We start from the raw sequence: 25,465 nt of genomic DNA, 5'->3' as shown, positions 1-25,465 counted from the left end.
AGTCTTATGCTATCTTATGTGTTATACTATTACAATGATATAGTGAAACATCAAAAAGGAGCATAATCATGAAAAAACTGATTACGGCCACGGCGCTTTTTTTGGCACTTGCCACAGCGTCCGGGGCCGTCCCCTATAATGCGGGGGATAACGCTTTCTACGCCTTTGCAGTAGGACCCGGCCTCAACAACCTGTCCATCAAGGACGACAAGGCCTCTTACCAGTGGGCCCTTAAAAATGACGGCCAGGCACAAAAAATAGTCCAGGAACTGGATATTGATTCCCTGGACCCAGCCTATGTACACAGGAACAAAAGAGGAAAGGTAGACGCCATAGCCCTTCCCCCGCTGGAACCAGCCAATATCCTGACCAGCGCCATTGATGCCATTCCCGGAATTGACATCAATATCCAGCCGGCATGGCAGGCCTACTCCCAGATAGAAACAAAGCGCCCCCTGACAGTGGCGGTCATAGACACAGGCGTGGACATCTCCCATCCGGATTTACAGGGTTCCGTATGGGTCAATGAGGACGAGATTCCCGGAGACGGCATTGACAATGACGGTAACGGATTCGTGGATGATGTAAACGGCTGGAATTTTTACAGCAATACCAACCAGGTATACGAAGGCCCGGAGGACGTCCACGGAACCCATGCAGCAGGCACCATTGCGGCCTCCAAGGATAACGGCGGTATCGTGGGAATAGCAGACAACAATTATGTGAAAATCATGCCTGTAAAAGCCCTGGGAGGAGAGAAAGGGAAGGGTTCCCCGGAAAATGTTATTGCAGCCATCAAATATGCGGAGGCCAACGGCGCCCAGATATGCAATTTAAGCTTCGGCTCCAAGAACTGCACGGAAGAATTCAAGGCAGCTATCCGCGACTCCAGGATGCTCTTCATTGTAGCCGCGGGCAACGGGGATGACAACGCAATCGGCTACAACATAGACGCCTCCCCCATTTACCCTGCCTCCCTTCCCTTTGACAACGTGATAACCGTAGCCAACCTGATGTTTGACGGCAAACTGGATGAGAGTTCCAATTTTGGTGCCGGCAGCGTGGACATCGCTGCTCCCGGCACCTTCATCCTGGGCATCACTCCTGACAATGGCTACGCCTTCATGAGCGGCACCTCCATGGCCGCCCCCATGGTCACCGGCGCAGCGGCCATGCTCTATACCTCCAGACCGGAATTAAGCCTGCTGGACATCAAAAATGTAATCCTGGCCTCAGCCCGCAAGATGGACAGTCTAAACGGTAAGGTATTATGCGGCGGAATGCTGGATGCCAACGGGGCTATGCAGTGGGGCCGGCAATAGGCAAGAGCAAGGAGGTCAGAACCCAAAAAGGCAGCCTCCGTATCTGCAACTGATATGGAGACTGCCTTCTTCTATTTCATTTATAACTTCTGCTTACGTCTCAACCGCGGTTCTTCCACGCAATTAAACCGGATAGGCCTTGCTGTCCTTGTCGGCTGCGCTGCTGTCCACCTTGGTCTGCTGGGCAGCCCTGTACTCGAAGAAATCCTTGGCCACTGCCGGGAACAGCGCATAGCTGAGAACATCCTCATCCTGCTGCTTCCACTGTGCGCATTCCTTCTCAAACTGAGGAAGCTGCGGAGCAATCAGGTCGGCAGGACGACAGGTAATCGGAGTTTCGTCGCCGATAATCTTTTTCTGTACTTCCGGATTAAAGGGCTTAACAGTCTGGCCAAATTCGCCAAGCATGATTTTCTTGGATTCCTTTGGAACCATCTTATAGCGCTCGCCCATAATAACGTTCATAACAGCCTGTGTACCCACAATCTGGGATGACGGGGTAACTAACGGAGGCTCACCGAAGTCCTTACGTACTCTCGGAATCTCCTCCAGAACTTCACGGTACTTGTCTTCCTGTCCCGCATCCTTAAGCTGCTTTACAAGGTTGGAAAGCATGCCGCCCGGAACCTGATACTGAAGTGTCTTGATGTTGACACCCAGCACCTTTGGATTCAGAAGGCCGCTCTTAAGAGCCTCGTCGCGGATTGGCTGGAAATGGTCTGCAATCTCAGCCAGCAGTGACTGGTCATAGCCAGTGTCATACGGGGTTCCGCGGAAGGTCTCCACCATAACCTCAGTAGCCGGCTGGCTGGTTCCCAGAGCCAGAGGTGACATGGCGCAGTCAATGATTTCGCATCCTGCCTCTACTGCCTTTAAGTAGGTCATGGAAGCAACGCCTGATGTGTAGTGGGTATGCAGGTCGATAGGAAGGCTTGTTCCTTCCTTCAGCGCCTGTACCAGCTCTGCTGCCGCATATGGTGTCAGCAGACCTGCCATATCCTTGATACATAGTGAGTCAGCGCCCATGTCCTCAATTCTCCTGGCAATATCCTTCCAGTAATCCAGGGTATAGGCATCGCCCAGAGTATAGCACAGCGCAATCTGAGCATGTCCTTTCTCCCTGTTGGTAGCCTTCACAGCTGTCTCCAGGTTGCGGATATCGTTCAGACAGTCAAAGATACGGATGATATCAATACCGTTGGAAATGGACTTCTGTACAAAGTACTCCACTACATCGTCTGCATAGTGGTTATATCCCAGGATGTTCTGTCCGCGGAACAGCATCTGCAGCTTGGTGTTCTTAAATCCGTCTCTCAGTTTCCTCAGTCTCTCCCATGGATCTTCCTTCAGGAAACGGAGGCAGGAATCAAAGGTAGCTCCGCCCCAGCACTCAACCGCATGGTAGCCTACCTTGTCCATCTTATCTATAATGGGCAGCATCTGCTCTGTGGACATTCTGGTTGCGAGCAAAGACTGGTGGGCGTCACGAAGGACGGTTTCCACAATCTTCACTGGCCTCTTTTCTATCTCTGCCATAGTTATAATCCTCCTTGTTATGAGCATTTGGCGCCTGTCTTTAAGGCGCTCGTGCGATACATGCCGCGGACGCTTGGCAGGTGCTTTCACAAGCCAAGCGAAACGGCTGTCATTGTCAAAATATTATGCCATTATACCCCAAATATTGCCATGAAGGTACCGGCCGCAACTGCGGTGCCGATAACGCCCGCAACGTTTGGTCCCATTGCGTGCATCAGCAGGAAGTTGGTCGGATCTGCTTCCGATCCCACCTTCTGGGATACACGGGCTGCCATGGGAACTGCGGACACGCCGGCAGAACCGATAAGCGGATTGATCTTTCCTCCTGTAATCTTGCAGAGGAGCTTACCTAAAAGCACACCGCCGATGGTACCGAAGATAAATGCGGTCAGGCCCAGTGCAACAATCTTGATAGTCGTTACATTTAAGAAAGCATCCGCGCTGGTGGTGGCGCCTACGGAAGTACCCAGCAGGATAACCACAATGTACATCAGGGCATTGCTTGCCGTATCAGCCAGCTGCTTCACAACGCCGCTCTCACGGAACAGGTTGCCTAACATCAGCATTCCTACGAGAGGTGCTGTGGATGGCAGAATCAGGCATACCACGATGGTTACGATGATGGGGAACAGAATCTTCTCCAGCTTGGATACAGGACGAAGCTGCTCCATCTTAATCTTACGCTCTTTCTCAGTTGTCAAAAGCCTCATGAATGGCGGCTGGATGATTGGAACCAGCGCCATGTAGGAGTAAGCCGCAACCGCGATAGGCCCCATGATCTGGGTCTGTCCCAGCTTACTGCACAGGAACAGGGATGTAGGGCCGTCCGCACCGCCGATGATGGAGATGGCTGCAGACTCCTTGCCGGAGAATCCTAACAGGATGGCGAAGAAATAAGCAGAGTAGATACCCAGCTGTGCGGCAGCTCCCATAAGGAAGCTGATTGGGTTTGCGATGAGGGGGCCAAAGTCTGTCATGGCTCCCACGCCCAGGAAGATAAGGGAGGGCAAAATGCTCCACTCATCCAGCTGGAAGAAGTACCACAGAAGTCCGCCTGTGCCGTTGGACGTCTGCTCCGGAGAATACATGATATCCGGATAAATATTGACCAGCAGCATACCGAATGCAATCGGAATCAGCAGCAGGGGTTCAAATCCCTTCCTGATAGCAAGGTATAAGAACACCAGGGCCACTACGATCATTACATAGTTGCCTGCTTCCAGATGGAAAAACGCCATCTGGTTCAGCAGGTTGTTAATTATATTGCCAAAATCCATAATGTTCCCTCCATAATGAATCCCACATTGCTATGGGCTCATCTTTATAATTAGTTCAGAGTAGCTAATACCGCGCCGGATTCAACGGAATCGCCGGTGGACGCATTAATGCTGGCAATGGTTCCGTCCTGAGGAGCCACGATGTCATTTTCCATCTTCATAGCTTCCAGAACCAGGATTACGTCGCCCTTCTTCACAGCCTGTCCTGCCGCCGCCTTAACAGCTACTACCTTGCCAGGCATAGGTGCGGATACGCTGACAGAACCTGCGGCGCCCGCCGGGGCTGCTGCCGGTGACGGAGCTGCTGCGGGGGCCGCTGGTGCTGCCGGAGCTGCAACTGGCGCTGCCGGGGCTGCTGCAATGCCGGATACAGCGCCTTCTTCTACGGTTACTGCATATGCTTTACCATTAACTGTGATTGTATAATTCTTCATGATTTCAATTCCTCCTGAATGAAAATAGTTATGGAACGTTTCCCGTCCTCTTATCTGCCTTTAGACCTCTGTACACGGCGGATGGAACGAACCACCAGTCCGTTAGAAGAAGTTCCCTCATATGCTGCGATGGCCGCCGAAATCACTGCCACCAGCTCGGCGTCTCCCATCAAATCCTGTCCTGCCGCAGGCGCTGGCACTGGCGCTGCCGCCTTAACCGGCGCGGGTGCTGCCGGTGCCGGCTCTGCCTTTGCTTTCTGTCCTGTCTCCCACTTGTGGATGAACTTAAAGCAGGCAATGAGCAGGCTGATGAATATAAGGACTGCGAACACGGTGCCGATACCGATTATTGCATATACGGTTGCCGTTTCCAACAGTTGCCCAACGGTCTTGTTCTCTTCTTCATTTGAAGCAAGTTCAGTAAATTCCGCATCAACAATCTGCTGGGAAATCATATTCAGATTCATGACATACTGCATGGAACCCTCGGTGAATGTAACAGGCAGCATAACGGTATAGGTACCATCCGCCATCTGTACCACGCTTGCCTTGTCAATGTCGATACTCCTGACATCTCCCAGTTCCTTCCTTACATTAATCTGCTCTTCACAGATGGCTGCCATAACTGCATTGCCCTGGGCTTCCGACATGACCTTCTGCGCAATCAGCCCTTCCGTGCTGACGCCCAGCGACTGGACTGCTGTCAGCTTGGCATACTCTGCCATCATATCATCCGCTGGAGTTCCGTCCGTGGCAATCCGGGAAGCTGTCGCAGCTTCATCCTGTTTTGCTGAGCAGGCTGACAGGCTCAACAGGCAGGCGGCCGTCAGAACTGCTGCTGCCACTCGTTTCATTAATCGTCTCATATACCTGTCACCTCTCTTTAAACCGTGCCATGCTTCTTAGACGGACGGTCCTCTCTCTTTGTGAACAGCATTTCAAAGGCTGCGATTACCCTCTGACGGGTCTCCCCTGCCTTGATTATGTCATCTACATATCCTCTCTTCGCTGCTGCTGCAGCGCTGGACTGAAGCGCAGTGTACTCTGCAGTCTTTTCATTGATGAGTGCGGCGGCATCACCGGATGCGGCGATTTCCTTTGCATACATGATCTTAACTGCCTCGGATGGATTCATCATGCCGATGACAGCGTTAGGCCATGCATACACCACGTCAGCACCAATGGACTTGCTGCCCATGGTCAGGTATGCGCTTCCGAATGCTTCCTTAACAACTACCGTTACCTTGGGAACGCTGGCATTGGCATAAGCATAGGTAAGGCGTGCGGCAGCCTTTGCAATCCTTCTCTCGCTGCACATCTTGGCCTTGTAGCCCTTTACGTTCACCAGAGTAAGTACAGGAATATTGAATGCGTCGCAGAAATTGATGAAATCAGCTGCCTTGTCACAGCCCTTGCCGGACAGGACAGGCTCAAATGTTTCCTTCTTCTCTCCGTTCTCATAGATTTCCGTACGGTTAGCCACACATCCGATGGTTGTCCCGTTCAGGCGAATGAAACCGGTCACCATAGAAGGTTCATAATTCTTCTTAACCTCCATGAAAAAGCTGTTGTCGGATATCAGTGTCAGGGCCAGGGCCGTGTCACCGGTGCATCCCTCGATATTATCGCAGATACGGTTTAAGTCATCCTGACACTCTCCGTATGACATATCGTCCTCATTGTTGGCCGGAAGGATGGAAACCAGGGCGCGAATCTGAGCGATAATGGAATCCTCGTCTCCTGTGAAATCTGCCAGTCCGGATTCCCTGCTCTGGAAATCTGCGCTGGAGGTATCACACTTCTCTTTATAATTGCCGTCAATGGCGTTAGGTGAATTAACAAACAGTTTGCCGGACTTTTCTTCCATGAAGGTGAAATCTGTGATGCCGGCAGATACTGCCATGCCGCCGCCGCAGGTTCCAAAGATTGCTGTTATCTGAGGAATCACGCCGGAAGCCATGGTCTGGCTTAAGTACAGCTTGCCGAAGCCGTCCAGGGCATCGGTCGCCTCCTGAAGACGCAGACCTGCACAGTCTACCAAACCGATTACAGGTGCTCCCATCTTCATTGCCATGGAATAGATGTTGCAGATTTTCTTTGCATGCATTTCGCCCATGGAGCCGCCTAATACAGATGCATCCTGGCTATATACATACACCAGGCATCCGCCGATGGTACCGTAGCCGGTAACCACACCGTCAGCGGGGGTCTCCTGCTCAGTCATGTTAAAGTCAGTGCTTCTGGCCGTTATATAGGCTCCGACTTCAACAAAACTGTTCTCATCAAGCAGGGCTGCTATGCGGCTGCTTGCTGAAGTTTGTGCTGAATTACTCATTTTCCAGTCCTCCATCATTCATAAGTTTAACAATATCTAAGCAACGGAAAACCCATTCACAGGCCCGTCGCAAAAAAAAGCAGAAATATTGCCACATACAATTATAATAATAAATTTGTCAAATAGCAAGCTCTTTTCCACTAAAAAGGTGAAAATATTAACGAATTTCAAGATTCGCAAATACGAAAAGAGCTGTGGCTTTCACAAAATATGTGAACCGCCGCAACTCTTTTTTTGTTACAAACCCATTTTTCATTTAACCCACGGAAAAAAATTTGTCATGAATGACCTGTACGGCCTTCTCTGCATCCTTTTCGTCCACCAGTACGGATATCTTAATCTCGCTGGTGGATATCATGTTGATATTGATATTGGCGTCGTAGAGAGCCTCAAACAGGGCGGCTGCCACGCCGGGATGGTTAATCATGCCCGCTCCCACCACGGAAACCTTGGCAATATGGCTGTTAGTCTCCAGACGGCCAAAGCCAATGGACTCCTGATGCTCCTTTAGCAGCACGGAAGCCGCCTCCAGGTCAGACTGGGCAACGGTAAAGCAGATGTCCTTGCCCTCCTCGTGGCCGATTCCCTGTAATATGATGTCCACGTTAATGTGGTTCTGAGCCAGCAGGGAGAACACCTTAAAGGACGTACCAATCTCATTGGGCACCCCGATCAGGGCAATCCTCGCGATATTTACATTCTTAGCCACACTGCTTATATATGATTTCTCCATGCGTTTTGCAACCTCCTTCACCTTTGTACCTGGATGCCCCGTAAAGCTTGAGAGCACCTCCAGCTTTACATTATATTTCTTTGCCATCTCCACGGAACGGTTGTGAAGCACCTGCGCCCCCAGGGTAGCCAGCTCCAGCATCTCATTGTAAGTGACCTCATCCAGCTTCCTTGCGTCCTTCACGGATCTGGGGTCAGCCGTATACACTCCATCCACATCCGTGTATATCTGGCACAGGTCCGCCCGAAGGGAGGCAGCCAGCGCAACCGCGGACGTATCGGATCCGCCTCGGCCAAGGGTGGTGATATCCTCATAGCGGTTGATTCCCTGGAATCCCGTGACAATCACGATTTTCTTCTGATTCAGCTCTGTCTCAATGCGCTCCGTATCCACCTTCTTGATTCTGGCATTCCTGGCCACGGTATTCGTAACCATTCCCGCCTGCCATCCCGTCAGGGAAATAACCGGGTATCCCAGCGCCTCGATTGCCATGGCGCAGAGAGCCACGGACATCTGCTCCCCGGTGGACAGCAGCATATCCATCTCCCGGTTGGAAGCAAGGGGATTGATCTCATTTGCCTTCTCAATCAGCTCGTCGGTGGTATCCCCCTGGGCAGACAGCACTGCCACTACCTGATTGCCGGCCTTGTATGTATCCGTGATGATTTCAGCCACATGGCGCAGCCGGGCGGCATCAGCCACAGAGGTTCCTCCGAATTTCTGTACAATTAAGCCCATATGCCATTCCTTTCGTCCATACATTGTATCCCGCCAAAAAGCGGCGGCCTCAAAGGCCGCCGCATCCGGCCTTAACTGTTATTTCTCCAGGTTCTTCCACTTGAAGTTGGGAACCACATCCGACCACTTGTTGATGCCGATGATTGGCTTTGCAAATTCAGTGGCCTCCAGGGTGGCGTCCTTCTTGTCGATATCCCGGAATACCTGCCATATCTTCTTGCGCTTGGTTGCCACAATCAGATTGGGCTGGTTCATGTCGCACTCCCACAGACCGAACTTCAGTCCGTCCTTTGCCTCGGACGGCGCATCTACCTGACGGCTGACCGTGTAGGCGTCAATGTACGGATTGCTGTCCACCAGGTAATAGGAGTAAGCGTAGGCTGCTGCCTGAATCTCCGGAATGTTTCCCCTGGTAGGGCTGTAGGACGTGAAGCCCTGCTCCGTAAGTATGATGTGGCGCACATTGCCTGCCGGCGCCCTCAGGGCATCCTGTACAAAGTAATCCGTCAGCACGTTTAGGTTGGCAAAATTGATGACCGGCGAATTAAAGTCATTTGTGAACAGTCCTGTGGACTGCGGGTCATCCCAGAACTCCGGCTCTGTCATGGGGCATGGATAAGGATGATAGGCCAGGCCCCAGTCAATCTGTCCCTGGGTGTTGGCTATGGAGTTAAAGCTGTCCACAATCTCCTTGCCTCCGTACTTAAGCTTGCCGTCAATCTCGTTCATCCAGTTATAGTCCAGTGAAAAATATACCCGGTCACTGGCATTGATGCTCTTGATGGCTGTGTAGATGACGCGGAATGCCTTCTGGTATGCCTTCACATAATTAGTCAGGTCCATGGAACCCATGTAATTCCACTGCTGGTTGTTAATCTCGTTGCCGATAATCCAGTTTGACACCTTGCCGTAATTAGGATTGTCGCCGCTGTAATGCTGGGCCAGGAAGGACGCGATTGCCTTGGTCTGGTCAAATCCGGCTTCGGTTTCCGCATTGAACATGTAGTAAAACGCATTGGAATTCTTCTGTGTGCCTGGATACACCAAATCCGGCGTATTGGGATTCCAGTCATTGAGCAGAATGACCGTAACCGTCATTCCCTTGTTAGACAGCGCGCTGATGGTCTTGTCATAAGCGTCCACCACGCCTTTGTTAAAATGGTATGTCTTTCCGTCATACTGGTAATCAATTCCGGTTCCCATAATCTGGGAAAATGCGATGTTGGTGGTCACATGCTTCACGCCCAGGTCAAAGGCGTCGCTGAGCATGTCAATCTCAATCACAAGACCTTTCTTGGTCAGCGGGTCATTAAAAGGGGTCTGGTTCCTGGCAATCAGCTCCGGGTTGGTTATGTAGTGGGGCTGGCTGACCTTGGTGAACTGAGTTCCGTCAAATACCGCCAGGACAAACCGGCTGTAAAGCTTATCCTGGGGTGTGCCCAGATTCAGGGGCACGCTTACCGAGGAGGCGCTTAAGGCAGGGGCGGAAGCAATGAAGTTGCTGCGGCTTCCCAGCTCTTCCTCGTAGGGCTGCATCTCAAAGACATAGATGTTGCCGTCCGTTCCCGTCACATCTCCGCTGCTGGAAAATCCTATCTCAACGTTCTGTTTATCTCCCGAAATCTTACAGGAAGTAATCTGTCCTGCCACCAGCGGCGTAAACGCCTGGGCACCGGCCGCGCTTGCCTGGCTCTCTGCCTGTGCCGTGGCCCCAAAGGCCATAAAGCTTCCCAAAAATGCCGTGCCGCACAGCAGGGCCGCCGCCAGGGTCAGGGCCTTACCTCCTTTAATGAATGGTTTCTTCATTTATAAATTCCTCCCAACTTCTCCAAAATAGGATACAAGATACATCATACATAAATAAGTTTACTTTTTCAATGAACTTTTTATTACATGTCTCTTAATTTTCCATCTGCAGGAAGTGACGTTCTCACTCATTATTTTCTGCTCCTTATATTATATTGAGAAAAGCTTTTCTGAACCTAGTATAGTATATTTTGTCACAGGCGAACATGGGCAGCATGGATTGTACATTTCCTGTCATCCTTGGTTCACGGAAATGTCGAACCACAATTATCCAACCTCCACCACCCGGAATCCCCTGGACTCCAGCATATCCCTGCACTCCCCGTCCAGGTGCATGCAGTATACTTTATGCCTCAGCTCCTCCGGAACCGTTTCTTCCAGTACCCCCACGTAGCAGTGGCTGGGGGTTGGCGGATTGTGGAGGGATGTGTCGTGGTAAACGGCGTCCAGCTTCCCATCCTTAAGCATGCCGGCGATCCGCTCCGGCATCCGGGCGGAATCACCGCTGTAATAAATCCTCATTCCTTCTGCCTCCAGAAGATACCCAAAGCAGTCCATATTGTCCGCATGCTCTACCGGCACCGGTTCAGCCCGAAGACAGTCCACATCCTCCGGAAGTTCCTGGTAATAATTGTAAAAATCATCCTTGATGCCCATAAGCCGCAGAAGCTCCACCACGGTTGCCCTGGGATGAATAACGCAGATTTTCCTTCCCAGGATACAGTAATTGTAAGAAATCAGGGATCCAAGGCTTCCCACATGGTCCGCGTGAAGATGGGTCAGCAGTACATATATCTGCCTGTATTCCCTGAGATTGCTGCGCTTCATCAGAAGTTCATAGACCGTTTCGCCGCAGTCCATCAGAAACAGGCATCCGTCCATCTCAAACCAGGCGGATGTATTTCCCATAGCAGGATTAAAGGCGCTGCCACATCCGAAAAAATACAGTTTCATAACACTTCTCCTCTCATAACTCTTTTCATACCCCCTAATCACTCTTTGATTCCGGCGCTGACAAAGCTGTTCATAAACTGCTTCTGCAGGAAGAAGAACGCTATGAGCAGCGGCAGGATAATGATAAAGGTGGCCGCACAGACATTGGCCCACTGCATGTTGGCCTCTTTGGACTTCGCGAAGATGGCAAGTCCTACGGTCAGTGTGCGGTTTGAGGGGGAATTGGTCACAATCAGAGGCCACAGGTAGTTGTTCCAGTGGTAGCTGACGGAAATGACCGCAAAGGACATATAGGCAGGTTTTGCGCAGGGCATGTACACCCTCCAGATGGTCTGCCATGTGCTGGCACCGTCAATTCTGGCCGCCTCTGCCAAGGCCTTTGGTATGGATTTAAAATGCTGTCTCAGCAGGAAAATGGCCAGTGCGCTTCCAAAGAACGGCAGCATGATGCCCACCTTGGTATCGGTAAGTCCCATATCAGCCAGGGTCATGAAGTTAGGTGTGATGAGCACGTCATTTGGAATGATGATCTGCATGAAAATAACGGCGAACACCAGCGTCTGACCCTTGAAATCCATGACAGCCAGAGCATAGGCCGCCAGAGTGGATGTGACGAACTGTACGCAGAAGGTCACCACCACCAGTATCAGCGTATTCAGGTAATACCGGGCAAAGGGAATGGCATTCCACACATAAGACAAATTCCCAAAGGTAAAACGGCTGTTGGGAAGAAAGGTCATATGAAAGGCAGGCTCGCTGAAGGCGGTCCCCACCAGCCAAACCAGGGGAGCCAGCCACATAAGCGCCAGGGCCAGGGCGAAGACAGAAATCGCAGTACTTTTAACTTGTTTCATACCGGCTCGGTCCAGTTGCCTGCCCCGTCAATCCTGGCAGCCTCCGTCACCTCATCGGATATGCTCTGGATACCGGACAGGAAGAACACCATCAGGTATCCCGCCTCCTTCCAGACATACATCACCGCCATGGCCAAAAGCACCGTATTCTTGCTGGACAGCACATTCATGGGCTTTAATCCAATGGCTATTAACAGCTGGTCAAAGAGCCCGTTCTTTGCCATATAAATGAACATCCATACGCTGGCAATGGCTATCATGGGCATGACCACCGGATAAAAATAGGCCGTGCGGATGAATCCCACCCGCTTGCCCTTGCGGTTTACCAGAACCGCCAGGCCAAGGCCCACCGCCATACTGGGAATCACCGTCATAAGGGCGAATACAATAGTATTTTTCATTACCTTCCAGAACAGCTTGGAACCGGCCAGCTTCACATAATTCTCAAGGCCGATGAACTCGGCGCCGTCCATACCAAGCTTGTACTTCGAAAGGCTTAGATACAGGCTCCTGAATATGGGGAACACTGTAAATGCCAGCATAAATATAAGCGCCGGGGCCATCAGGGCCCAGGCTGTCGCATTATTCCTGATTTCACGCTGCTTCTTTGTCTTGGTTTTCATCCTCTCACCAGCCTCTTCATATTCCGCCTGCCGTGCCGCGGCCTGTGGCCTGTGGCATGCCCCGGTCTCTTAAGGCGCTGTATATGCCCGGCCATGGGGCAAAAGACTTGCCTTTGCCGCACATGGTACCGGGCCACAGCGCCTTATTCTTTCCTAACAGGTATTACATTCATATTTCATTTGTTCTATTGGTACTCTGACAGAACTTCCTCTGCCTGCTCCTGGGCTGCGTCCAGCGCCTCCTGGGCAGACATATCGCCAACCACGGCTGCCTGAATATTGTCGTTTAACACTCTCCAGATTTCTGCCGCATTGTATGTAGTAAGCTCAGGCTTTGCGTATGGAAGCTGCTCATAAGCAACGGACGCCTGAGGAACCTCTGCGTAATAATCCTTAATCAGGTCCGTGCCAAAGCATGACTGTCTTGTGGCCACATAACCTGTATCCAGGCTCCACTGCGCCGCCCTGTCCGTGGAGGTCGCAAACTTGATGAACTTCCATGCAGCCTGCACCCTGTCCTCGGAAATGTTGCTGGAGATATAGAAGTTGCCGCCTCCTGTAGGCGCGCCGATTCTCTTGTGAGCCGGAAGGAAGGCTGTTCCGAAATCAAAATCCGCATTGTCATGGATATTAGCCATATTGCCGGTGGTGTGGTAAATCATAGCCACTTCGCCTGCAAGGAACTGGGTGGGCAGGTCAGTCCACTGTACGATGCCCTCTGCCATGCATTTATACTTGTTCTGAAGATCCAGCCAGAACTGAAGCGCCTCCACATTCTCCGGTGTATTGAAATATACGCTCCTGCCGTCTTCGCTCATCAGGTTCTGTCCGTCGGTGCTGTTCTGTAAGCAGAAGCCTGTAAATGCCCACTGTGCGGAACCGGAGTTCAGCGCGATTCCCACGCCATAGCGGCCGTCGTCTGTCAGCTTCTGGCCGTATTCAGCCAGTTCTTCCCAGGTGGCAGGAGGGGCTTCCGGATCCAGGCCCACTTCCTTGAAGGCATCCTTGTTGTAATACAGTACCATGGTGCTTCTCTGGAATGGAATGGAGTAAATTTTACCGTCCACATAGGAATCTTCCATGAAGCCCGGAAGGAAATCATCGATATAAGCCTTTCCCTCATCTCCGTCAGCCTCAATCAGTTCGTCAAGAGGCATGGCCATGCCTGTGGAGGCCATGGTAAAACGCTGGGTTGCAAGGCTTACAAACACATCCGGAGGCGTTCCTCCCTGCATGGCTGTCTGAATCTTTGTCACGGTATCGTCATAATTGCCTGTATAGACAGGCTCCACGAAAATATCAGGGTTCTCCGCATTAAAGTCCGCACAGATTTTCTCAATCAGCTGTGCTGCGGAACCGCCTACATTGACCGGGTAATAAAATGTAAGGTGAAGTGCGCCGTCATCAGCCTTGGCTGCATCATCCTTGGTGTCACCGGCACTTCCGGCGGTTTCCTCAGACCGCTCTGCCGACGCCGCATCCGTGCCCGTATTTCCTCTCTGTCCGGAACATCCAGTGACGGCAAGGCCTGCTGCCATAGTCATGGCCAGGACAGCTGCCGCAATCTTCTTTGTTTTTTTCACAATACATACCTCCTCTTAAACTATTGTGAATTTGTCATATGTTCTGTAATTTCATCATAGCATCGTATTTGAAACGTGTCAATATTATTTTAAGGCATTTTGCACATTTATCCTATATTTAAACCGGTTTTTACATGAATTTTTTCTACTTTTTGCATGTTTTTTACATTTTAACGTATTTTTATCAAGCTGTCACATCTGCATATTCCGGCTTATATTGAATCGTATCTGCAACAGTTTTACAAATTGCTCGCCATATGGTAAAATTGAACCAAATATATCACTTGAAATACATTACTTGAAATGCATTATTTGAAAGGAGAGCCGGCAGATGACTACCATCAAAGACATTGCAAGGGCGGCCGGAGTGGCCCAGGGCACCGTATCAAACGTTCTCAACGGGAAGGGAAATGTGAGCAGCGAGAAAATACGGCAGGTCATGGATGCCGCCTCTGCCCTTGGCTACGTGCCCAATGAGCGGGCCAAGCTGCTAAGGAAGGGCAGGTCCAATACCCTTGCGGTCATTCTCCCCAACATCCGTTCCAAACAATATATAGACTTTTATCTGAGCTTTAAAGCATATGCGGAAAATCACGGCTACAGCGTGTCCCAGTACCTGACCAGTGATGACAACCGGGAAGCGGAATACGCAGCCATCCAGGAGGTCCGTTCCTCCATGGCCCAGGGCATGGCAGCGGTCTCCTGTTGTTCCTTCACCGACGCGAATCCCTACCTGGACGAGCAGGGCATGCTGGCAGACCATGTGGTATTTGCGGAACGCCGTCCTCCCTTCCCGGCTCCCTATGTAGGCTTTGACTACCACAGAGCGGGAAGCGAGCTGGCTTTAAGGGCTATGGAGCGCGGCTTCTCCAACCTGTGCCTTCTCACCGGAAGTCTCCAGCTGCCCAATGAATCCGACTTTTGCAGCGGGTTCATGGGCGTCGTGGGTTCATCCGGCTGCCGGGTAAATCACATCCAGACAGACCCCTACCGCAAGCTGCAGAATATCATGCAGATGTTCGGCAGCGCTGCTCCCCAGGCCATCTTCATCTCCAACTACGGCTTTGCGGAGAGCGTCAAGGATATATGGAACACCTTCTATTCCGGGGACAGTCCGGAAATTTACACGGTATCCCCCATGTTCACCATGCCGGAAAATGACTTCCAGAAATATGAGCTGAACTACCGGCAGCTGGGAAAAATTGCGGCGGAGTGCCTGATCAAGGACATATCAAAAGAAAAAAAGGTGAAAAAGAATGGTCCGGAAGAAATGGACGAATCGGAACAGCGGACCGGCCAGGACAGCGGACAGCCCTGTCTGCTGCTGGAGAATTCCGGCTTCAGAGACTGGTTTGCGGGCATCCTTATCCCATCCTCCAAAAAGCCCTTAAACGTGCTGACCCTGGACAGCCCCAGCGCCTATACCATGCGCAACCTGTCCCGCATCTACACCAAGAAAACCGGGGTCCCTGTGAACATCACCATCTATTCTTATGAGGAGATATACGAGGCCTTCAACCACATGCGCCATGATTCCGTCTTTGATGTACTGCGTCTGGACGTGACGTGGCTGTCCTGGTTTGCGGACAAGATTCTGCAGCCCCTGGACCAGATTGACCCTGACATCTCCAGCTGCTTAGACACCTTTCTGGACGGGACCATCAACCAGTATTCCATAGTGAGGGGCAGGGTATACGCCCTGCCGTCCACCCCCAGCGTACAGCTGCTGTACTATCGGAAGGACCTGTTTGAAAGCCCTATCTACCGCAGGATGTATCACGAAACATACCGTCAGGAGCTCCGGCCGCCTCAGGATTTTAAAGAGTTCAACCAGATTGCCGGATTCTTCACCAAGGCATGCACCCCATCCTCCCCCGTGGAATATGGGGCCACCATGACCCTTGGCTCCACCGGAGTGGCCGGTTCCGAATACCTGGCCCGCCTGTTCAGCCACCAGGAGAATCTTTATAACGAGGACTGCCGGGTCACCCTGAATTCCCCCGCGGCTATTGGTTCCCTTAAGGAGCTCATCGCCCTGAAGGAATACTCTGATCCCAAGTACTGTTCCTGGTGGACCAACACAGCCACCACCTTCGCAGGGGGCAATGTGGCCATGGCCATCCTCTACAGCAACTATGCCTCGGATCTTCTGAGCCACTCCTCCCGGGTAGCGGGAAATATCGGATACGCCCTGACGCCTGGCAGCAATCCTGTTATCGGAGGCGGCTCCCTGGGAGTTGCCAAATATACCAAACGGCCTGAGGACGCCCTTTCCTTCATCAAATGGATGTGCAGCGAACCCGTGGCCTCCGCGGCCACGCTGTTAGGCAGCGTATCCCCCTGCCGTAAGTCCTATGACAATTACGAGATACTCAACACCTTCCCCTGGCTGAGCCTGGCCAAGGACGGATTCGGCCTGGCCCATGGTCGCCGTACCCCTGAGTTCTCCACCCAGCCCTTTGATGAGCGCAGCTTCCTCAGCATCATAGGCATGGCAGTGAAAAATGCCTACAGCCAGGTCATGACGCCGGAGGACGCCCTGAACTACGCCCAGAAGCTCTATGAAGAGCAGTTTTGCCGCACCAATATATAAGCGTGTCTTAAAACACATGTTCCAGGCGGGCATCCCTTTGAGGGAGCCGGCCTGGAACGCTTATTTTAAGGCGCGCTTTTCTTTGTCTCAGCACAGCTTTGCCATGACAGATGCCGAGGTCTTTTCATTATTCACGCTGCACTTGTCATAGTATGTCCTGTAATATTCCGTATACAGCATGTCAATCAGAAAGAGCTGGCTGATTTCCGCCGAGGATGAGCCTGCCTGCAGCGGACTTTCATTGGCCCCGCACAAGAGCGTCAGGTCCGCGTAGGCCGTAAGAGGCGATTTGATGAACCGGGTCACACAGACAATGGCCGCGCCTGCCTGCCTGGCCAGCTGGGCCACATGGATGGTGTCCTTGGTGGCCCCGGAATAGGAGAAGATAACAGCCACCTCGCCCCTGGCCATGGTGGAGGCCATCATGGCCTGCATGTGGGAATCAGGAGAGCAATAGACCTTTGGCTCAATCTTAAGGAACTTATCAGCCGCCTTCATGGCAGTCGTCATGCTGGTACCCACTCCGTAAAAACAGATGCGTCCGGCCTTATGGAAGCACTCAATGACCCGCCGGAACACATCCTCCTTTAACAGGGAGTGGGTCTCCTTAAGGGCCTTTATATTGGAACTCAGCACCTTCTCCGCCACCTGGGAAAATGAGTCCTCCAGGCTTATGTCGCTCTCCATCTGTCCGAATCCCTGCTTTCCCTCGTGGAGACTCAGGGACAGAAGCATCTTAAATTCCTGGTATCCTTTACAGTTCATGGTCTTGCAAAAGCGGAACACGCTGGTATCCCCCACCCCGCAGGCCTCGGCCAGCTCAGTGATGGACATGAACAGAACCTTCTTGGGGCTGCTCAGGATATAATCAGCCACCTTTTTCTCCGCCTTTGTAAACTGGTTATATCCGCCTCTTATTTTCAACAAAAAATCCTCTGCCATTTTCCTTCCTCCTTATGCGGCCCGCCCTGTGAAAAATAAATTTACTCTTATTATAAAAAAAAATATTTCTTTTAGCAAGAAATGTAGTAAAATTAAATTAAATAATTGCCATTTTCAAAGAGGGGGGCTGTATTATGAGGTGTATTTCAAAAAAAGAGCTTTTGTCCATCCCCAACCTGATGGGGTATTTCCGTTTAATCATGATTCCTGTATTTGTGTGGCTGTACCTGAAGGCTTCCACGGACGCAGAATATTACAGGGCTGCCATCGTCATGGGCATATCCTCCATCACAGACATGTTCGACGGAATGATCGCCAGAAAATTCAATATGATTACAGAGTTCGGTAAATTTCTGGACCCCCTTGCGGATAAGCTGACCCACGGGGCCATCCTGCTCTGTCTGTGGAGCCGTTATCCACTGATTCTGCTCCTTCTGGTCCTGTTTGTGCTGAAAGAAGGCTTCATGCTGGTCATGGGCGCCATCAAGCTCAGGGAAGGCAAGAAGTTAAACGGCGCCAAGTGGTTCGGCAAATGCTGTACCGCGCTGCTGTTCGTGGTGCTTTTCCTCCTGCTGCTCTTCCCCCACATGTCCCTGGTTACGGTCAATATACTGATTCTGTTGTGTGCGGCAGCCATGCTCATTACCCTGCTTCTCTACATACCGGTATTTCGCAGCATGTGAGCGGGTCAGCATGTGACCGGGTCAGTGTGCGGCAGAGTCAGCATACGGCAGGGACAGCATGCCCTTTACTGCCGCGCCTCCTTATACACTCTCTTAAGGGTGAAGCCTCTGCCTCTCACCTCATTAATCTGGTTGATAATCATGAAAGCCTCCGGGTCTTCATCCATGACCAGGTTGTTCAGCCTGGGCAAATCCCGCCTGGAGATTACCGCCAGAATCATTTCCTGTTCCCTGTGGAGATAACCGGTCTCCATATGCAGCAGGGAGGTTCCGCAGTCAATGCGCTCCGCTATGAGGCGGTTGATTTCCTCATACCTTCTGCTGACAATCTTCACCTGTATTCTGGCATTTCCCGCCATAAGGACCTGGTTAAGCACCATGGTGTATACAATAATCAGTATGATACCGTAGAGAATGGCATGGGAATCAGCCGCAATCAGCTGAAGCCCCAGAACCACACAGTCCATGAGGTACAGGGTCATGGACACATTCACATCCAGTTTTTTCTTAAGCATCAGGGCAGGTATGTCCATGCCCCCTGTGGAGGCACCGGCCCGCATCACTATGCCGATTCCCCCGCCTATAAGCAGTCCCGCATAGAGCACTGCCACCAGCTTCTCCTCCAGCACAAAGCCCCCGAATCCGCTTCCCTCCAGCACGCCCAGTATGACCGGGTAGATAATGGTGCTGAGTACGGTTGTCAGAGCGAACTGTTTTCCCAGCACCCATGCCCCCAGCAGGAACATGGTCACGTTAAACACGCTGACAAAGAGGCTGATTGGGATGTCAAGGCTATGGTTCACAAAGAGGGCCAGCCCCGTGGTCCCTCCGGTAATGAGTCCGTTTGGCACAATGAAAAGCACCACTGCCGCCGCATACATCATATTTCCCAACACAATTTCTCCCAGGCTGAATACAATCTTAGCCGCCGTTGTTTTCTTTTCCATGATTTTAGTCCTTTCTCACTGCACCGGAATGAATTCCTAAATTAAAAGACGGCAGATCTTTCTGCCGTCCTGACGTCTCAAACCTTCTATATATAGTATATATAGACTCCCGGTTCCGCCGGGGCCTTCCCTGTATGCTTTAAACGCTATCATGTTCTGTCCGCTCTCTGTTTCGTATAATGAATCCTGCGTTTTATGGTAGCATGTTTCCCCAAACCTGTCAAGAGCCCCTTCCATCCGTTCATCCCATGTGATAAACCTGAGTACCAGAGACTCTTTGAAAACCACGGATGCAGTTTCCGGCCGGCAGCGAAATATATCTGTCATTTATTTCCATTCCAGACATTACAAAAAACCCCGGAAGATAATCTTCCGGGGAATATTACTGTTTGGGCACAATATCAATTCAGATATATTAATTTATGATTTTAGCGTATAAGCTTGCCGAAATTATTCAATGATGTTTACAACTCTACCAGAACCAACGGTTCTTCCGCCTTCACGGATAGCGAAACGAAGACCCTGCTCCATAGCTACTGGATGAATCAGCTCTACGGTCATCTCTACGTTATCGCCAGGCATACACATCTCAACACCCTCTGGCAGATCGCAAACGCCAGTAACGTCAGTTGTTCTGAAGTAGAACTGTGGACGATAGTTGTTGAAGAAAGGAGTATGACGGCCGCCCTCGTCCTTTGTCAGAACGTAAACCTGAGCGGTAAACTTGTTGTGGCACTTAACGGAACCTGGCTTGCACAGACACTGTCCTCTTTCGATTTCAGTTCTCTGAACGCCACGCAGCAGAGCGCCGATGTTGTCGCCAGCCTGAGCCTCGTCAAGCAGCTTACGGAACATCTCGATACCAGTAACAACGGTCTTGCGAACATCCTCATGGATACCGATAATTTCAACTTCGTCATTCAGGTGCAGAGTACCGCGCTCTACTCTACCGGTAGCAACAGTACCACGGCCGGTAATGGTAAATACGTCCTCTACAGGCATCAGGAATGGCTTGTCTGTCTCACGAACCGGGTCTGGTACCCAAGAGTCAACAGCATCCATAAGCTCAAGGATCTTGTCGCCCCACTCGCCGGAAGGATCCTCCAGAGCCTTCAGAGCAGACCCCTGAATTACAGGAGTATCATCGCCTGGGAACTCATATTCATTCAGCAGGTCTCTGATTTCCATCTCTACTAATTCAAGCAGCTCTGGGTCATCAACCATGTCGCACTTATTCATAAATACAACGATATAAGGAACGCCTACCTGACGGGACAGCAGGATGTGCTCTCTTGTCTGGGCCATAACGCCATCGGTAGCAGCTACAACCAGGATAGCGCCGTCCATCTGAGCAGCACCAGTGATCATGTTCTTAACGTAGTCAGCATGTCCTGGGCAGTCAACGTGTGCATAGTGACGGTTCTTGGTCTCATACTCAACGTGCGCAGTAGAGATAGTGATTCCACGCTCTCTCTCCTCTGGAGCCTTATCGATATTCTCGAAAGCAACAGCCTCGCCGGTACCTAATCTCTCATGAAGAGTCTTTGTAATTGCTGCGGTTAAAGTTGTTTTACCATGGTCAACGTGTCCGATGGTACCAATGTTACAATGAGGTTTGTTTCTTTCAAACTTAGCTTTAGCCATTTTATAACGTCCTCCTTAATTTGCACCCTTTATAATGGGCTATTATAGTTAATGTCAGGCTATCAATCATTATATTCTATTTTCCTTTGATTTACAAGCCTTTTGTTAATTATTTCTTATGGTCGGAAAGTACCTTTTCCTGTACATTCTTCGGAACCGGCTCATACTTTTCAAAGAACATGGAGTAGTTTCCGCGTCCCTGTGTTCTGGAACGGAGATCCGTAGAATAACCGAACATTTCCGACAGCGGTACATATGCTTTTACCATCTTGCCGCCGCCGATGTCTTCCATACCCTCGATACGTCCACGGCGTGAGTTGATATCACCGATAACATCACCCATGTACTCTTCCGGCATGGTTACTTCAACCTTCATGATAGGCTCAAGCAGGATTGGGCTGCCCTTTTGCATAGCTTCCTTGAATGCCATGGAACCGGCAATGTGGAATGCCATCTCAGAGGAGTCAACCTCATGGTAAGAACCGTCGTATACATCGGCATGAACGCCCAGCACTGGGAATCCGCCTAGGATACCGGTCTTGCATGCTTCCTCGATACCTTCTCCGACAGCAGGGATGTATTCCTTTGGAATGGCACCGCCCACAACGGAGGAAGTGAACTTGAAGGTTTCTTCTGCGTTTGCTTCCATTGGCGTGAAGTGAACCTTACAATGACCATACTGTCCGCGTCCGCCGGACTGCTTCGCATACTTGCTGTCAACATCAACGGCCTTGGTAAATGTCTCCTTGTAAGCAACCTGAGGCGCGCCTACGTTTGCCTCAACGTTGAACTCACGCAGCAGACGGTCAACAATAATGTCCAGATGGAGCTCGCCCATACCGGAGATGATGGTCTGGCCAGTCTCCTCGTCGGTACGCACGCGGAAGGTTGGGTCCTCCTCTGCCAGCTTAATCAGCGCATCGCCCATCTTATCCTGGCTTGCCTTGGTCTTTGGCTCGATTGCGATATCGATAACCGGCTCCGGGAATTCCATGGACTCCAGGATAACCGGATTCCTCTCATCACAGATGGTATCGCCGGTGGAAGTCACCTTAAAACCAACCGCAGCCGCAATGTCACCGGAGTAAACCTTATCCAGCTCGTTTCTCTTGTTGGCATGCATCTGAAGAATACGTCCAACACGCTCCTTCTTACCCTTAGTTGCGTTCAGTACGTAAGAACCGGAATTCAGGCTTCCTGAATACACACGGAAGAATGCAAGCTTACCAACAAATGGGTCAGTCATGATTTTGAATGCAAGAGCGGCAAACGGCTCATCATCAGAAGAGTGTCGCTCCACTTCGTTTCCCTCTAAATCCGTTCCCTTAATGGAAGGGATGTCTAATGGAGACGGCATATACTCAATGATTGCATCCAGTAACTTCTGAACACCCTTGTTTCTGTAAGCAGTACCGCAGCATACCGGAATAGCGGCACACTCGCAGGTAGCTTTCCTTAAAGCTTTCTTAAGGTCCTCATTGTCAGGCTCCTCGCCCTCCAGATAAGCCATCATTAAATCGTCATCCAGCTCGCAGATTTTCTCTACTAACTCGGAACGGTATAACTCGGCATCATCCTTCATATCCTCCGGGATATCAATGATGGATATATCATCGCCCTTATCATCATTATAGATGTAGGCTTTCATTTCAAACAGGTCGACGATTCCTTTGAAATCATCTTCCTTACCGATTGGCAGCTGAATACAGATTGCATTCTTGCCAAGTCTGGTCTTAATCTGTTCTACTGCGCCGTAGAAATTTGCACCCAGGATGTCCATCTTGTTGATGAAGGCAATCCGAGGTACGTTATAAGTGTCTGCCTGGCGCCATACGTTCTCAGACTGGGGCTCTACACCGCCCTTTGCACAGAACACGCCCACAGCGCCGTCCAGCACACGCAGGGAACGCTCAACCTCAACAGTGAAGTCAACGTGTCCTGGAGTATCAATGATGTTGATACGATGCTCTAATGCACCTGGCTTCGGCTTGCAGTTTTCCTGCAGGGTCCAGTGACAAGTGGTTGCAGCGGAAGTAATGGTGATACCTCTCTCCTGCTCCTGAGCCATCCAGTCCATGGTAGCAGTACCTTCATGGGTATCGCCAATTTTATAGTTTACACCAGTGTAATACAGAATACGCTCAGTCGTTGTGGTCTTGCCGGCATCGATATGGGCCATTATTCCGATATTCCTGGTTCTCTCCAATGGATATTCTCTTCCAGCCAAGGGATTTTCCTCCTTAAATAATCAAACAGGTTAAACACATTCCAAAGATTAGAAACGGAAATGTGAAAATGCCTTGTTTGCCTCTGCCATCTTGTGCATGTCTTCTTTCTTCTTTACAGATGCACCTGTGTTGTTGGCAGCATCCATGATTTCATTTGCCAGTCTGTCCTTCTGGGTCTTCTCGCCTCTCTTACGGGAGTAGAGGGTAATCCAGCGAAGAGCCAGAGTCTGTCTCCTCTCAGGCCTAACCTCAATAGGTACCTGGTAGGTAGCTCCACCGATACGTTTTGCCTTAACTTCCAGAACAGGCATGATGTTGTTCATTGCTTCTTCAAAAACTTCCATAGCGTCCTTGCCGGTTGTCTCTGCAACACGGTCAAAAGCGCCGTATACAATTTTCTGCGCAACACCCTTCTTACCATCTAACATAATGTTGTTAATCAGCTTGGTAACAACCTTGTTATTATAGATTGGGTCTGCCAGAACGTCTCTTTTCTGAGTATGTCCTTTACGTGGCACGTTACTTCCCTCCTTAATAGAACTGCAAAGACCTGCGCTGCAGATCCCTTACAGCGTTTCATTAGATCATAGGTACTCACATTGAGTGGCTGCCCACTAATGCGTTCATGCACGGTACTACAATATATAATCCTGCAACCTACAGGTCAATATCATCATTCCGGCATAATTCCTACAAATCAAATTTGCGGTCTAACTAAATTATTTCTTCTCTTTTGGCCTCTTAGCGCCGTATTTGGAACGGGCCTGCCTTCTGTTTGCAACACCTGCCGTATCCAGTGTACCTCTTACGATATGATATCTGGTACCCGGAAGATCCTTTACTCTTCCTCCACGGATCAGTACAACACTATGCTCCTGAAGGTTGTGACCTTCTCCTGGAATGTAGCTTGTAACTTCGATGCCATTGGAAAGACGTACTCTGGCAATCTTTCTGAGTGCTGAGTTAGGCTTCTTAGGGGTAGCTGTCTTAACAGCTGTACACACACCACGCTTCTGCGGAGCAGAAACCTCTGTAGCCTTCTTCTGTAAGGAGTTGTAACCCCTCTGCAGAGCAGGTGCAGTAGACTTCTTAACGCTGGTCTGTCTTCCCTTTCTCACTAACTGGTTAAATGTTGGCATTCTTTTCACCTCCTGTGATATTGTCTGCGGTTGCTGTATATCAGCTTTTTGCGCACGAAAACATTACGTGTTTCAGCACGCCATATTATTATATACATGCAAAAAAATTCTGTCAAGGAATTTCTTTATTTTTTCGCAATTTCCGGCATCAAAGGCCCTAAAACACACCCAGCAGGGCTGTATATGCCAGCGTGACTGCGAAAAACACCAGAATCATGGGAATGTTTCTCCTTACCAGAGCGCCGATATCCACCTTAAAGCATTCCGCGGCAATGAACAGGCATACATTGGTAGGGGATACCTGCATGGCTCATAGGCAGAACTCATTAGCAGCACCAGCAGGGGAACGCCCGCGTCCGGCATGGCAGCCATAGCCATGGGCATGCACAGCGGTATGATGGCATTGGAACCGCTGATAATGGTGCCGAAGAAAAATATCAGGGCAAATACCATGGGAAGGGGAATGGGCAGACCTCCGAAAAATACAGGCAGTTCGTGGATGATATTGACTAGAGGGCATCTCACCTCCTTCCGTTCATTTCTCCTGACCGCAAAGGAAAATGGATAATAAACAGGTGAAATCACATCATTCAGAGGAAGCCCCAGGGCAGCTGCCAGCTGTCCGAATATATAAACGGCAGGAAAAGTCCTACCATCGGCAATGCCATCCTGATTGCCGATGCACTCAACATTTCCCTGGATGACCTGGTAGGCAGAAAGTGGGATACCTGCCGTGTTCAAAAGAAGCCTGGTGAATATACTGATGAATTAAGCGAGACATTGAATAAATTGACAGAAAAGGAATGTATCTTTGCCCAATCATTATGCTGCCCTCTAGTTTATAAAGGAGGGTGATGCCCATGAATACACTGGAAGTCTTGACCTTGCTTCTCGTTATCTTCGCGGCGTTATCGTACATAGACGATAGACATAATAAGAAATAGCATCCCGCCCTAACCAAGTTGGATGCTATTTCCATAAGGTAATATTCAACTGAGGGTATCAGATTCTGTATCTGATTACCTTTCTATTCTGATTATACATGAGGAACTTGATTTTATCAAGTGCCTTTTGCAATCATACCATCTCATGGA

The 25,465-nt window shown here is 50.5% G+C and carries 21 protein-coding genes and 2 pseudogenes; 4 read left to right on the top strand and 19 right to left on the bottom strand.

Annotation, left to right across the window (positions count from 1 at the left end):
• Positions 1-68 precede the first annotated feature (68 nt).
• A complete protein-coding gene (locus G614_RS0112115) occupies positions 69-1,322 on the top strand; it encodes a S8 family peptidase (RefSeq protein WP_027642152.1) in 1,254 nt (417 codons plus the stop codon).
• A gap of 123 nt (positions 1,323-1,445) precedes the next feature.
• On the opposite strand, the gene G614_RS0112110 is transcribed toward G614_RS0112115, so the two are convergent.
• The 11 genes and pseudogenes from G614_RS0112110 to G614_RS0112055 all read right to left on the bottom strand — a co-directional run bounded on the left by G614_RS0112110 (position 1,446) and on the right by G614_RS0112055 (position 14,195).
• Positions 1,446-2,858 carry an oxaloacetate decarboxylase subunit alpha gene (locus tag G614_RS0112110; protein ID WP_027642151.1) on the bottom strand — a complete coding sequence of 471 codons (1,413 nt, stop codon included), beginning with the start codon at positions 2,856-2,858 and terminating at the stop codon, positions 1,446-1,448.
• 131 nt (positions 2,859-2,989) lie between these two features.
• Positions 2,990-4,135 carry a sodium ion-translocating decarboxylase subunit beta gene (locus G614_RS0112105; RefSeq protein ID WP_027642150.1) on the bottom strand — a complete coding sequence of 382 codons (1,146 nt, stop codon included), beginning with the start codon at positions 4,133-4,135 and terminating at the stop codon, positions 2,990-2,992.
• Positions 4,136-4,185: 50 nt separating this feature from the next.
• Complete coding sequence (locus tag G614_RS0112100) at positions 4,186-4,569, bottom strand: biotin/lipoyl-containing protein (RefSeq protein WP_027642149.1); 384 nt, start codon at positions 4,567-4,569, stop codon at positions 4,186-4,188.
• Between the two features lie 50 nt (positions 4,570-4,619).
• Positions 4,620-5,435, bottom strand: a complete 816-nt coding sequence (locus tag G614_RS0112095) for an OadG family transporter subunit (protein WP_027642148.1) — start codon at positions 5,433-5,435, stop codon at positions 4,620-4,622.
• A 17-nt stretch (positions 5,436-5,452) separates the two neighbouring features.
• On the bottom strand, positions 5,453-6,904 hold the full coding sequence (locus tag G614_RS0112090) for an acyl-CoA carboxylase subunit beta (RefSeq protein ID WP_027642147.1): 1,452 nt from the start codon (positions 6,902-6,904) through the stop codon (positions 5,453-5,455).
• Between the two features lie 256 nt (positions 6,905-7,160).
• Complete coding sequence (locus G614_RS0112085; RefSeq protein WP_027642146.1) at positions 7,161-8,375, bottom strand: aspartate kinase; 1,215 nt, start codon at positions 8,373-8,375, stop codon at positions 7,161-7,163.
• 78 nt (positions 8,376-8,453) lie between these two features.
• The gene (locus G614_RS0112080; RefSeq protein ID WP_027642145.1) at positions 8,454-10,181 is read right to left on the bottom strand and encodes a DUF5722 domain-containing protein; all 1,728 of its coding nucleotides are present in this window, start codon (positions 10,179-10,181) and stop codon (positions 8,454-8,456) included.
• A 267-nt stretch (positions 10,182-10,448) separates the two neighbouring features.
• Positions 10,449-11,135: an MBL fold metallo-hydrolase gene (locus G614_RS0112075; protein ID WP_027642144.1), complete on the bottom strand. Its 687-nt coding sequence runs from the start codon at positions 11,133-11,135 to the stop codon at positions 10,449-10,451.
• A gap of 38 nt (positions 11,136-11,173) precedes the next feature.
• Positions 11,174-11,989 (bottom strand): carbohydrate ABC transporter permease, encoded by an 816-nt coding sequence (locus G614_RS0112070; protein ID WP_027642143.1) that lies wholly within the window; start codon positions 11,987-11,989, stop codon positions 11,174-11,176.
• A gap of 8 nt (positions 11,990-11,997) precedes the next feature.
• Positions 11,998-12,736: pseudogene (locus G614_RS27370) on the bottom strand (carbohydrate ABC transporter permease); the annotation flags it as partial.
• Positions 12,737-12,797: 61 nt separating this feature from the next.
• Positions 12,798-14,195 carry an ABC transporter substrate-binding protein gene (locus G614_RS0112055; protein WP_027642142.1) on the bottom strand — a complete coding sequence of 466 codons (1,398 nt, stop codon included), beginning with the start codon at positions 14,193-14,195 and terminating at the stop codon, positions 12,798-12,800.
• Between the two features lie 331 nt (positions 14,196-14,526).
• Between G614_RS0112055 and G614_RS0112050 the strand changes: the two genes are divergently transcribed.
• A complete protein-coding gene (locus G614_RS0112050) occupies positions 14,527-16,788 on the top strand; it encodes an extracellular solute-binding protein (protein WP_027642141.1) in 2,262 nt (753 codons plus the stop codon).
• Between the two features lie 87 nt (positions 16,789-16,875).
• Here the strand turns inward: G614_RS0112050 and G614_RS0112045 are convergent, their stop codons facing one another.
• Positions 16,876-17,730: a MurR/RpiR family transcriptional regulator gene (locus tag G614_RS0112045; protein WP_027642140.1), complete on the bottom strand. Its 855-nt coding sequence runs from the start codon at positions 17,728-17,730 to the stop codon at positions 16,876-16,878.
• 134 nt (positions 17,731-17,864) lie between these two features.
• On the opposite strand from G614_RS0112045, the gene G614_RS0112040 reads away from it, so the two are divergent.
• Positions 17,865-18,413: a CDP-alcohol phosphatidyltransferase family protein gene (locus G614_RS0112040; protein WP_027642139.1), complete on the top strand. Its 549-nt coding sequence runs from the start codon at positions 17,865-17,867 to the stop codon at positions 18,411-18,413.
• Between the two features lie 65 nt (positions 18,414-18,478).
• Here G614_RS0112040 and G614_RS0112035 read toward each other — a convergent pair whose 3' ends face one another.
• From G614_RS0112035 to G614_RS34405, 7 genes and pseudogenes are all read right to left on the bottom strand, one after another.
• Positions 18,479-19,360, bottom strand: coding sequence for a YitT family protein (locus G614_RS0112035; protein WP_027642138.1), 882 nt, complete (start codon positions 19,358-19,360; stop codon positions 18,479-18,481).
• Between the two features lie 36 nt (positions 19,361-19,396).
• Positions 19,397-19,687, bottom strand: coding sequence for a hypothetical protein (locus G614_RS27365; RefSeq protein ID WP_242828074.1), 291 nt, complete (start codon positions 19,685-19,687; stop codon positions 19,397-19,399).
• Between the two features lie 123 nt (positions 19,688-19,810).
• Positions 19,811-21,004 carry an elongation factor Tu gene (tuf, locus tag G614_RS0112025; RefSeq protein ID WP_027642137.1) on the bottom strand — a complete coding sequence of 398 codons (1,194 nt, stop codon included), beginning with the start codon at positions 21,002-21,004 and terminating at the stop codon, positions 19,811-19,813.
• 109 nt (positions 21,005-21,113) lie between these two features.
• Positions 21,114-23,231 (bottom strand): elongation factor G, encoded by a 2,118-nt coding sequence (gene fusA, locus G614_RS0112020; protein ID WP_027642136.1) that lies wholly within the window; start codon positions 23,229-23,231, stop codon positions 21,114-21,116.
• 48 nt (positions 23,232-23,279) lie between these two features.
• Positions 23,280-23,750 carry a 30S ribosomal protein S7 gene (gene rpsG, locus G614_RS0112015; protein ID WP_002568226.1) on the bottom strand — a complete coding sequence of 157 codons (471 nt, stop codon included), beginning with the start codon at positions 23,748-23,750 and terminating at the stop codon, positions 23,280-23,282.
• Between the two features lie 201 nt (positions 23,751-23,951).
• Complete coding sequence (gene rpsL / locus G614_RS0112010; RefSeq protein ID WP_002568228.1) at positions 23,952-24,371, bottom strand: 30S ribosomal protein S12; 420 nt, start codon at positions 24,369-24,371, stop codon at positions 23,952-23,954.
• A gap of 157 nt (positions 24,372-24,528) precedes the next feature.
• Positions 24,529-24,875 (bottom strand): annotated as a pseudogene (locus tag G614_RS34405) (hypothetical protein); the annotation flags it as partial.
• Positions 24,876-24,956: 81 nt separating this feature from the next.
• On the opposite strand from G614_RS34405, the gene G614_RS34400 reads away from it, so the two are divergent.
• Complete coding sequence (locus tag G614_RS34400; RefSeq protein WP_080664503.1) at positions 24,957-25,226, top strand: helix-turn-helix domain-containing protein; 270 nt, start codon at positions 24,957-24,959, stop codon at positions 25,224-25,226.
• Positions 25,227-25,465 lie beyond the last annotated feature (239 nt).

This window comes from [Clostridium] clostridioforme AGR2157, assembly GCF_000424325.1.
Taxonomy (GTDB): Bacteria; Bacillota; Clostridia; order Lachnospirales; family Lachnospiraceae; genus Enterocloster; species Enterocloster clostridioformis_A.
This window is presented reverse-complemented; position numbering and strand designations above follow the sequence as displayed.